The organism is Zobellia sp. B3R18, assembly GCF_018860715.1.
In the GTDB taxonomy this organism is placed as follows: Bacteria; Bacteroidota; Bacteroidia; order Flavobacteriales; family Flavobacteriaceae; genus Zobellia; species Zobellia russellii.
Map to the genome: position 1 here is coordinate 80,810 of NZ_JAHKQG010000013.1, position 11,911 is coordinate 92,720.

The following is an 11,911-nucleotide window of genomic DNA, read 5'->3' on the forward strand; positions in this document are numbered from 1 at the left end:
GAAACATCATGTTACATTTAAAAAGAGCATACGGCAAAAGTTTAACAGGTTTACTGCTGCTAGCTTTTTTTGTGTCTGGAACTATAGCTACGGCCCAAAGAAAGAAAAAGAACATTGAGACCGTTAAACGGCCAAATGTTATTCTAATCAATGTTGATGATTTGGGGTATGGAGACCTGTCTTCTTATGGCAATGAACTTTTTTCGACACCTAATATAGACCGTTTGGTAAATGAAGGGGTACGCTTTACGGACGGTTACGTTTCTGCTCCGGTTTGTTCTCCCAGTAGACACGGATTGTTATCAGGAGCCTATCAACAGCGCTTTGGAGTACAATGGAACCATGATACATGGAAAATGAAGCATCGCCAAGATGAGCAGATTGTTCCTAATGACCAAAAATTCATTAATCAAGCGTTTTCGGATGCAGGCTATGTTACCGCTATGGCAGGTAAAATAAACCTTCAAGGCTATCCTAAAACTACATTTGATTATAATTATTCCCTTACTTCATCAGGTTCCAATTATTTTCCGGAACCGACGGGAAAGTATTTGGGGGTAGATGATAAACCAGGGGAGAATTCCAAACCAAAAGGAGGTTGGACACCGATGTTATGGGGTCCTGAAAGGCCAGGGGAAGAATATCTAACGGATCGTTGTGGAAGGCAATGCATTGAATTTATTGAAGAGAATAAAGAGAAACCTTTTTTCTTTTACCTAGCCTTCAATGCGCCACATACACCACTTCAGGCTAAAAAATCGGACCTGCCCAGGGTAAGCCATATTAAGTCTGAGGCCATGAAATTGTACGCAGCTATGGTTCTAGCTATTGATGATAACGTAGGGCGTATTTTGGATTACCTCGAGAAAGAAAAATTACGGGATAATACCATTATTGTGTTCGTTAGCGATAACGGCCCTGCCAATCCCATTCATCTGTCGTTGCCCACTTGGTGGCCAAAGGATACTCCTTATCACTTATTAGGGCAAAGAGGGCAACTTTCAGGCTTTAAAGGTAATATGTGGGAAGCTGGAATACGTGTGCCGTACATTATAAGTTGGCCTGCGCAATTAGAACAGAACGTAACGTTTAAAAAACCAGTTAGCACTTTAGATTTATATCCAACCTTATGTGCGGCTGCGGATGTTAAAATTCCGAATAAAACGATATTGGATGGGGTAAACCTATTGCCTTTTATTAGGGGCGGGTATGACACACAACCCCATGAAACCCTATTTTGGTATGCCAATAGAATGGGTGCCGCACGAATGGGAAAATGGAAGTTCTTGGTAGAGGACAACAAACATTACCTTTTTGATTTGGAAAACGATATTGCAGAAACTACAAATGTAAGTAAGCAAAACCCCAAGGTCATGCAAACTATTTTTGACGCCTACATAAATTTTAGAAATGAGATGCCTGCCATGCGCAACCCATTTTTAAGGCCTTTGGATATACCATCGCCAGATGTAATTAATTTACCTGTGGTTGAAGGAGACTAAGAAGCAATTTTAGAATGAACTAATAAAAGAGCCTTGCTAGAATAGCAAGGCTCTTTTGGTTTCAGAATTATTGTTAGGTATACGGTGGCGGATAAAGATGGTAACCTTTCCCAAGTGTCACTACCGAGAGAAGACCTAATTTTTATAAGTATTTGGCAATATGGCAAGTTGTTCTATGGATAAAAACAATTGTTGCATTTTTCCGTGGGTAATATTATCAATTTGGTCAACTCAAAAAAACTCAAACAATAATGCTTATGAAACTCACTAGATTAATTGTGAAGAACACACGTTTTTCTTGTCAATTTTGGTGCTTTTTATTGTTGGCCTTTTTTAGTGCTTTTGCGCAGGCCCAAACAGTAAAAGGAACCGTCTCCGATAGCCAAGGTCCATTGCCTGGCGTCAATGTATTTTTAAAGGAATCATCAAAGGGAACAACTACAGATTTTGATGGTAATTTTGTGCTTCAAGATGTATCAAAAGGAGCCACTTTGGTCTTCTCGTACATAGGTTACAAGCCACAAGAAGTAATCGTATCAGGCGCAGACCTTAATGTAACCATGCAAGAGGACGCACAGGCTTTGGAAGAAGTTGTGGTAGTTGGGTACGGGGTACAGAAAAAGAAAGATTTAACAGGTTCTATTTCCTCCATTAGTACAGATGACATTCAAAAAACCAATACCGTTTCCTTGGATCAAGCCATACAGGGTAGGGCGGCAGGTGTTACGGTTTCGGGAACTTCGGGCGCCCCGGGAGCTAGCCCAACGGTAAGAATTAGAGGAACGGGAACGGTTAACAACTCAGACCCTTTATATGTTATTGATGGTGTACCTATTAATGATATTGCCAACTTTAATATGGCAGATGCTGCTTCTATAGATGTCCTTAAAGATGCCTCGGCAACTGCAATTTATGGGTCAAGAGGAGCGAACGGGGTTATTTTAATTGAAACAAAAAAAGGGTCTAAACGTAAGACTACGGTATCCTACAACGTATATACCGGAGTACAGAACAAAATAGATAATTTAGATGTTCTTACGGGGCCGCAGTGGGCCATGCTGGTTAATGAGGCAAATACAAATGATGGAACCGCTATAGATCCAGAGTTGGCCAATCCAGGGGCTTTGCCTACATATAATTGGAAAGATGCCGCTTACCGTTCCGGGTTTATTCAAGACCACCAATTATCCATTTCCGGAGGGAGTGAAAAATCTACTTATTACATATCCTACGGATATATTTCGCAAGATGGTATACTCAAGGAGTCGGGCTATAGCCGTCATAACTTCAGGGTAAATAACACCTATCAAGTAGGGAAGAAAATTAAAGTAGGACACAACATTCAGTACTCTAATTCAGACAGGACATCCGTTCCCGAGGTGGGTGGTAACCCCTGGCAACGAGCGGCCTTTGTTGGTTACGTTACCGATCCGGTCTCTCCAATTTATGCGCCTGATGGGAGTTTAGGTATTCCCGGTTATTCTAGTGCCATTAATGCATTGGGCCTTGTAGAATATGGAAAAAGAAATCGTAAGAAAGAAAGTTTTTTCGGCAACTTATTTGTTGAGCTGGATCTAGCGGAAGGTTTAAAGTTCAAGTCTAATTACGGGTTGGAAATCACAAATGTAAAAAGTGATAATTACGTGCCTGAATATTTTGTGGGACCAACCTATAACAGTCCGGTAAGTAGTTATACTTTGAGCCGTTCGGAAAACAGGGTGATGGTACTTTCAAATACGCTTAATTACCTAAAGGTTTTTAAGGACAAACATAATTTTAACGCTTTATTGGGACAGGAAATCCAAAATTTAAACGCTAATAACGTTCAGGCAGAGCGTAGCGAGATTCCTTCAAGTGTTGCCAATCCAACCTTGGGTTCGGGAAATGTATCTACCTCTACCAACAATGGTGGTATATCCGAGTCTAAATTACTTTCGTTTTTCGGGAGGTTAAATTATAACTATGATGAGCGTTATTTAATAACCGCTACATATAGGTTTGATGGGTCTTCTCGTTTTGGGGAAAACCAACGTTGGGGTAAGTTTCCATCCGTAGCTTTAGGTTGGAATGTTCACAACGAACATTTTTATAATATTGGATTCTTAAATCAGTTGAAGTTTCGAGCAGGTTGGGGAGAAACGGGTAATCAAAATATACCTAATTCCTCAACTTTCAACACCCTTAATCTAAACACAAATTATATTTATGGGGCAGATCAGTTAACTACCGTTGGTGCAGCTCCTCTAAGACCCGGTAATCAAGATTTAAAGTGGGAAACTACCGTTACTAAGAATGTAGGGGTTGATTTAGGTCTTTTCAATAACTCACTGACGCTTACAGCAGATTATTTTATTAAGAATACAACTGACCTGCTTTTGGCGATACCTATTCTTAATACAGCGGGTTATAAGACAAGTCCTTACGGAAATGCAGGTGATATAGAGAACAAAGGTTTTGAACTTACCGCAAATTACAGAAAGAGTTTTGGTGATTTTTCATTCAACTTAGGAGGGAACATTTCGTTTGTCAAGAACAAGGTTATTTCTTTAGCAGATGACGGTATCTTAATTGGTAGTAACCGTTCTAAAGATTATAGTCGTACAGAGGCCGGTCATCCTATTGCTTCTTTCTATGGATATGAAATGATCGGTATTTTTCAGACACAAGATGAGGTAGATAATAGTGCGGTACTCCCTAAGACCCAACCTGGTGATGTAAAATACAGAGATCTTAATGATGACGGAATCATTAATGATGATGATAGAAAGTACATTGGTTCGCCTTTTCCGGATTATACCTATGGTATGAATCTGGATATGAATTACAAACAGTTCGATTTTTCAATGTTCTTCCAAGGAAGTCAAGGGAACGATATTTTGAATCACACAATTTACTGGTTAGAAGCAGATTTGGGAACCAATATGTCTACCAATATGTTGAACCGTTGGACAGGAGAAGGAACATCCAATACCTTGCCAAGAGTAACTTTTGCCAACAATGGAGTTAACATGCCAAAATCATCCAGTAGATACGTTAAGGATGGTTCTTATCTAAGATTGAAGAATGTACAATTAGGCTATTCGTTACCGCAAGATATGTTGGACAAGACGCCAATTTCAAGTCTTCGTATTTATTTGGCCGCACAGAACTTGCTCACTTTTACCAAATATGAGGGTATGGATCCAGAGGTAGGTGTAGATACATCCGATAATGGCACCAGTCCTTTGGACATAGGTATTGATAACGGATTGTACCCATCCGCAAGAACATTCACTTTGGGCTTGAACATTAAATTTTAAAAAAGACATTTATTATGATACCATATAGAACAATTAATAACGGACTAAAGTTTTGTTCCTTGGCTTTGATTTTTGCGTTAAGTTCATGCAGTAAAGATTATCTTGAGGTAGTGCCCTCCGGAGAGCCCACTATTGAGAATTTTTATAAATCTCCGGTAGATGCGGAACAAGCTCTAACAGCGGCCTATTCTCCAATGCGTGAGATGTATGCCCGTGAGAATTTTGGAGCGGCCAATGCCAATGATCTGGTCTTTGGAGATATAGGAACAGATGATATTTTAAAGGGAGGAGCCAGAGTAAATGATGGCCCACATCTGTATGAAAAAGAAATATATAGTCTTACGACTTCTAATTCTGCTGTAGAAAAACTGTGGCAAGTAAACTACAAAGGGGTGCTTTATGCCAATTTAGTTTTGGCAAATGTACCTAGTATTGAATTTGAGGATGAAGAGAGAAAAAAGGACATTATTGCCGAAGCACATTTTTTACGGGCCTATTATTATTTTGACCTGGTAAATACTTTTGGAGGCGTACCAATAATAGATACGCCATTGGAGCCGGGAGAATACAATGTGGCACGTTCTTCAAGAGAAGAGACATACAGGTTCATTGAAGAGGATTTGAAAAAAGCAATTTCAGAATTGCCTTCTAGATTTGATAAAGGAGCCGATTTCTTAGGGCATGCAGATATAGGAGCCGCCCTTGGTTTAATGATGCGAGTAGCGCTTTACCAAAATAAAATGGATCAGGTTAAAACGTACGGGGAGCAACTAATTGAATTGCCATATGTACTAGCAGATTATGCCACTATTTTTGAACCTTCAGGTGAGTGGAACACAGGATCAATTTTTGAAATTAATTTTTCCTCCAATTCAGATAAGTTGGGGACCTTAATCCCACGTATGATCGGTGCAAGAAAAAAAGGTGGTGTTGGTTTCTCTCAGATTAAAGAAGACTTAAGAAATGAATTTGAACCTAACGACCCTAGGTTTGATGCTTCATTTTACAATGTCCCGGGAGGGTATGGAACGGAGTGGTATATCAAAAAATATTCAATAACTCCATTTAGTGAAAACCCTAAACCTTCGGTTGGAGGAAACGGAAATAGCGGTAACAATATTAGAATCCTTCGTTTATCCGATGCGTATTTAATGTATGCAGAAGCTATTTACAATACAGACCCCACAACTGCAATAAACTATGTAAATAAGGTAAGGCAGAGAGCAAGAGGTGATAATGATGCTTCCGTTGTTCCGGATTTGGACGGCAGTCTAAACGGGCAGGCTTTGTTGGATGCCATTTATCACGAGCGTAGGGTTGAATTGGCAGGCGAAGGCTTCCGGTATCATGACCTAATTAGAACGGATAGAGCAGAGGCTTTGCTAGGATCCTTGGGCTTTAAAAAAGGATTGCACGAGATTATGCCTATACCTTTGTCTCAAATAGATTTGTCACAAGGAGTACTGGTGCAAAATCCCGGGTATTAAAAACGGAACTATGAATGTACCTCTCTTAGGTAAAAGTAAGAGGGGTACATTTTATTCAAAAAAATTGAATAACCTATAACTTGGTGAAACTATTTGTAACTGAGTAAGGATTATAGATAAATTAATAGAGGTATGAAAAAGAGAAATACGGTTTTTATAATGTTTCTAATTTCGTTCATGGTTGGAAAACATGTTTTTGGACAAAATGATAGACCCAATATCATATTCCTTCTTTCCGATGATCAGACCAGTGTAGCCACAGGTTGCTACGGTAATGATCAGGTAAAAACCCCGAATATGGATAAGTTGGCCAAAGATGGTGTTCTATTCCTGAACCATTATAATACTACTTCCATCTGTATGGCAAGCAGGGCCAATATCCTAACAGGTATGTATGAGTACAAGACCGGTTGTAATTTTATGCATGGCGATTTGGCCGTAGATAAATTTGAAAACACCTATCCGGTATTACTTCAAAAGGCAGGGTATTTTACAGGTTTCGCGGGTAAAGTGGGTTTTGTTCTTGATGAGACAAAAACAGAAAAAATAGAAGATGGACTTCCAGTAGGTTATTTTGACGAATGGGGTGGAGGCCCTGGGCAGACACTTTATGAGACGGCCAATAATCTAACTATAGCCCAGTATGCAAAAAAGTATCCACATAGCACGCGAGCGTATGGCGCTTGGGCGGGAGACTTTATAAAGGAAGCCAAAGCTTCGGGAAAACCGTTCTGTATGTCCATAAGTTTTAAGGCACCTCATTTACCTTTTACTCCAGACCCTTTCTTTGATGACGTATATGCTGGGCAGACGTATAAAAAACCTGAAAATTATGGTGATGAAAATGCCAAACATTTAGCGCCACAGGCAAAATCAGGTAGGCAGTATAATTCATATAATTTCTGGCGCGAATCCGAAGACAGCTATCAAGAAGCAATCAGAAAATATAATCAGCTGATTCACGGTGTGGATTATGCTATCGGTATGATTCGTAAGTCGCTGGAAGAACAAGGTGTGGATAAAAATACCATTATCATATTCACCAGTGATAATGGGTATAGTTGTGGTGCACATAACCTTGGCGGGAAAGTACTTCCTTATGAGGAAGCTTCACGATCACCTCTCATTATTTATGACCCAAGAGTACCAAAGAATAAACAAGGGGTAAAACGAAAGACCGTAACGGCCAATATAGATATGGCTCCTACCATTTTAGCCTATGCCGGTGTTCAGGTGCCGGATAATATGGATGGTGAAAATTTGGTGCCGTTGGTACAGAAGGAAGCGGGTATACAGAGAGAGCATATTGCATTGACCAATATGTGGGGCAATGATGAAATTCAGGCGTTAAGCGTGGTTACAAAAGACTTCAAATACATCTATTGGCAATATACGGATGAGCGTATGCAACCCACTGAAGAATTGTTCCATATATCCAAAGATAAACTAGAAATGCACAACCTGGCGCAGGATAAGACGTACAAAACGGAGCTGGATAAAATGCGTAAGCTGTATGATGAGCGATACATGAGCTTGGTAAAAGACGGAATGCAGACCAATGATTACGCAAAATATGCGGTTCTGTTTGACCGAAAAGCACCGGAAAGCCTAAAGAAAAAATACCGTAAACTCAATTACGGTCAGCTTCTGGAGCAAGAGGCCAAAAACAGAAAAAATAAGAACATTCATAAAAATTAAAAAATGAAAATACTAAAGAAGGTATCGTACAAATGGGTACTTGGCTTTTGCTTTTTAAGTACTATGGTAGCGGCACAGAGCGATGATAAGCCAAATGTGATTATTATTTTAACCGATGACCAGGGTTATGGAGATGTTGCTGCCCATGGTAACAAGGTTATAAAAACACCTTCAATGGATAAAATGTATCACGAGGGTGTTCATTTTACTAATTTTCATAGTGGTACTACTTGTGCGCCTAGCCGTTCTGGCCTGCTTACGGGAGCGGATGGTAATCGTGCCGGGGTATGGCATACCATTGGAGGAGGTAATTTCCTTCGGGAGAAATTCATGTTAATGCCGCAGGTTTTCGAGGATAATGGCTATGCTACGGGAATGTACGGAAAATGGCATTTGGGAGACGCTTTTCCTTACCGTCCAGAGGATAGAGGATTTCAAGAAACTGTAGTCCATGGTGGTGGAGGTGTAGGCCAAACCCCGGATTATTGGCAGAATGATTATTTTGATGATACGTACTGGAGAAATGGTACTCCTGAAAAATTTGAAGGGTATTGTACAGATGTCTTTTTCTCCGAAGCTATGGATTTTATAGAACGAAAAAAAGATAACCCTTTCTTTGTTTATATATCGTTGAATGCACCTCATGGCCCTTTAAATGTACCCCAAGAGTATTATGAGATGTACAAAACGGAAACTTCTATAAACGAAGGTCAAAAGGCATATTACGGAATGATTACCAATATTGATGATAATATGGCCCTTCTGGATAAAAAGCTGGATGAACTAGGTTTAAAGGACAATACAATTTTAATTTTTATGACCGATAACGGGACTTCTACCGGACATAGAGAAGCAAATGGTAAAGTTGAAGGTTTTAATGCAGGCATGAGGGGACACAAGGGTTCACAATATGAAGGCGGACATAGAGTGCCGTTCTTTATGCGTTGGAAGGATGGTAAACTAACCGGTGGTCGCTCAATTGATCAGCTGGCCATGAATTTTGATGTATTGCCCACATTAATAGATTTATGTGACTTGGGAAAAGTACCCAACCTTGGCTATGATGGTAAAAGCTGGGCACCTATATTGGAAAATGAAATAAAAACCGCCCCGCATCGGTATTGCGTTGTAGACAATAATAGGTTACAGCAACCTGTAAAATGGCGTATGAGTGCTGTTATGGATGACGAATGGAGGCTTATAGACGGTAAAGAACTGTACAATATTAAAAAAGACCCAAGCCAAGAAAATGATATTGCATTAAAGCACACGGAAAAGGTTAAAGAAATGCGGAATGCCTATGAGGAATGGTGGGCATATACATCTCGTGAATTTTCGCACTATGAAGCGTATAAAGTGGGTGAACAGGGCATAGCCGAAACTACTATTACCGTTCATGATCTACATAGCTCGGAGCCTATAGCATGGAGTCAAGTATATATTCGTGATCCTAAATCAGGAAAGCAACCCGCTTTTGGAAAGGGCTTCTATATGATAGATGTGCAGCAAGATGGATATTATGAAGTTGAATTGAGAAGATGGCCAAAAGAATCCAAACTCAGTTTTGATGCTACAATGCCCGAATTGGGCAAGCGTGAAAAATGGTATGTCACTAAGCCTAAAGGAGTTTTAATTCCTATTAAACAAGCAAGTATAGATATTGATGCATTGCATTTGGATATGCCGGTAAATATGAAAGCGGATAATGCAACTTTTAAAGCCTACTTGGTAAAAGGTCGTAAGCGATTGTATGCGGATTTCATTGGAGAGGATGATGTTAGATTTGGAGCTTTCTATGTCTATCTAAGAAAGGTTGATGCATCACCCAAATTAGAGCGAACGAGATAAATCATATGATGTTGATTGTTATTGAAGAGAAGGAGCAACCGGTAAAACGGATTGTTCCTTTTTTTTAGTTTCAATTGCGTTAGAGGACTTATGGTTTGTATAAAAAAACCGGAGAGCCTTATGGCTCTCCGGTTACAAACTAACTCAACAAACAACTTTTCTAAGGTATAAGGGCCTTAGTACCCTGCATTTTGAACCATTGAAGGAGCTTTTTCAACCTCGGACTGTGGAATGGGCAGATAGTACTGTCTATCAAACCATGGTCTTTCTACTACGGTGTATTCTTCATTGGTTAAATTACCGTCTGCGGCTTTTAATTTTAATTAATATCCTTCATTTTGAATAAGTGCCTCAGTTCTATTTATTTCTGATTGCGGTATTGGTAAGTAGTACTGTTTTTTATCAAATGGTCTTGTTTCAATTGTAAATTCTTCAAAAGAAGTATTTTCATCAAGATCTTTTGTCCAGCGCATACCTTTTACGTCAAAACCAAGATTATCTTCATTTAACCAACGTCTTTCATCAAAGAAGTTATGACCTTCAAAGGCAAGCTCTACCCGTCGCTCTCTTTTTATTGCCTCTAATAGTTCTGGACCACTAGCTGTAATAGCTGGCTGCAAGGCTCTTTCTGAAACCCTACTTACATATCTTCTTGCCGTCTCTTCATCACCAGATCTAAATGAAGCCTCTGCATAATTTAGATAAATTTCTGCAAGTCGATAGATGATATAGGGTCTTCCTGGGGTAGCTTGTTTTACATCTGCACCCAATGCCTCATTTTGAAATTTACGTATTGCATACCCAGTTGTAGAACCGTGTCTAAAGTTCCCTAAGGTTTGTTGGTCTTGTGAAAAAGAATCTAAACCATCTGCGACAACCGTGTTATCTAAAGAAATAGAGTAATCAATAGGTCTTCCTCTAAAAATAGCCCCTTGGTAATTGATATTGGCGTAGAAACGCATTTCGCGATTCTCGTAAGGGTTTGCTGCATCATAGGAAGGACTATCTGTAGTATTACCGTCGTCCATATTATAAATTAAGGTGTGGTTATGCAATGGCGTAGAAAGACTCCATCCATCAAAACCTCTAGGCGATTGCGCATTGTCAGGTTGCGTGGTTACATCGGTACCGAAGCCTAAAACAGTTCCCCCAAAAGGTCTTGCGAACAAGATATCTTGATTTGCTGATAAAAATAGTTCTTGATAAGCCTTAGCATCTGGAGTACTTATCAAATCTCGGTCCCCTACTAAATCAATCACCGCTTTAGCAGCATCCGCTGCATCTTGCCATTTGTTGGCCTTGTCATAGGTGTACAATTCCAAATTAGATGTTTGCGGAGCCATAGACGGATCATGCAAATCACTTGCAGCATATAACAAAGTTCTAGATTTCAAGGCCAACGCAGCCAATCTTGTGGCTCTACCAAATTCACCACTTTCTCTAGTTAGCGGTAAAAGTGGGGCGATTTCATCTATTTCACTAACTATAAAATCTACCACCTCTTGATAACTATTACGTGGAATATTAAAGTCGTCATCTAGCGTTGTAGCCGAGGTTAATAATGGTACGCCCCCAAAAAACTTTAATAGTTTTGAATACTGATTAGCCCGTAGAAAACGCATCTCTGCCTTTAAGGCCTCTATTTCATCAGGATTATTTATTTGAGCCTCGCTACCTTCAACCAATTCTAAAAACACATTGGCTTGTCTAACATAGGTATAAAGGTCTTGCCATTTTTGACCTAACTGTCCTACATTTTGAGAAGACCAACCCCTAAGAACTCTAAAGATGTCCAAGGCTTGTGTTGCTGCGTTGAAATTCATTCTAGCTTCAAGAGATGCTATCTCCACATTCATGTAACGTGCCCAAAATTGGGTGCCGGCCCCAAATGATTCCGTACTGTTATACGTAGTAAGTAATAACAGTTCAACTTGTTCTGGTGTACTCAATACCAAATCACTGGCAAAAGAGTCCCTTACATCTATATCCAAGCTTTCTTCACAACTACTAAAGGTCATAAAGAACGCCATCAGCACTGTAATGCTTATTTTTTTTATTGCTTTATTATTTCTCATAA

General features: G+C 39.7%; 6 protein-coding genes and 1 pseudogene. 5 read left to right on the forward strand and 2 right to left on the reverse strand.

The window, feature by feature from the left end:
• Positions 1-8: 8 nt before the first annotated feature.
• From KO513_RS15150 to KO513_RS15170, 5 genes are all read left to right on the forward strand, one after another.
• A complete protein-coding gene (locus KO513_RS15150) occupies positions 9-1,502 on the forward strand; it encodes a sulfatase-like hydrolase/transferase (RefSeq protein ID WP_215914118.1) in 1,494 nt (497 codons plus the stop codon).
• A gap of 257 nt (positions 1,503-1,759) precedes the next feature.
• Positions 1,760-4,801, forward strand: coding sequence for a SusC/RagA family TonB-linked outer membrane protein (locus KO513_RS15155; RefSeq protein WP_252735864.1), 3,042 nt, complete (start codon positions 1,760-1,762; stop codon positions 4,799-4,801).
• A 14-nt stretch (positions 4,802-4,815) separates the two neighbouring features.
• Positions 4,816-6,288: a RagB/SusD family nutrient uptake outer membrane protein gene (locus tag KO513_RS15160; protein WP_215914120.1), complete on the forward strand. Its 1,473-nt coding sequence runs from the start codon at positions 4,816-4,818 to the stop codon at positions 6,286-6,288.
• Between the two features lie 132 nt (positions 6,289-6,420).
• The gene (locus KO513_RS15165; RefSeq protein ID WP_215914121.1) at positions 6,421-7,986 is read left to right on the forward strand and encodes a sulfatase family protein; all 1,566 of its coding nucleotides are present in this window, start codon (positions 6,421-6,423) and stop codon (positions 7,984-7,986) included.
• Positions 7,987-7,989: 3 nt separating this feature from the next.
• Positions 7,990-9,834 carry an arylsulfatase gene (locus tag KO513_RS15170; RefSeq protein WP_215914122.1) on the forward strand — a complete coding sequence of 615 codons (1,845 nt, stop codon included), beginning with the start codon at positions 7,990-7,992 and terminating at the stop codon, positions 9,832-9,834.
• 176 nt (positions 9,835-10,010) lie between these two features.
• Here KO513_RS15170 and KO513_RS19830 read toward each other — a convergent pair.
• Positions 10,011-10,106 (reverse strand): annotated as a pseudogene (locus KO513_RS19830) (RagB/SusD family nutrient uptake outer membrane protein); the annotation flags it as partial.
• Between the two features lie 51 nt (positions 10,107-10,157).
• A complete protein-coding gene (locus tag KO513_RS15180) occupies positions 10,158-11,909 on the reverse strand; it encodes a RagB/SusD family nutrient uptake outer membrane protein (RefSeq protein ID WP_215914123.1) in 1,752 nt (583 codons plus the stop codon).
• Positions 11,910-11,911: the final 2 nt, after the last annotated feature.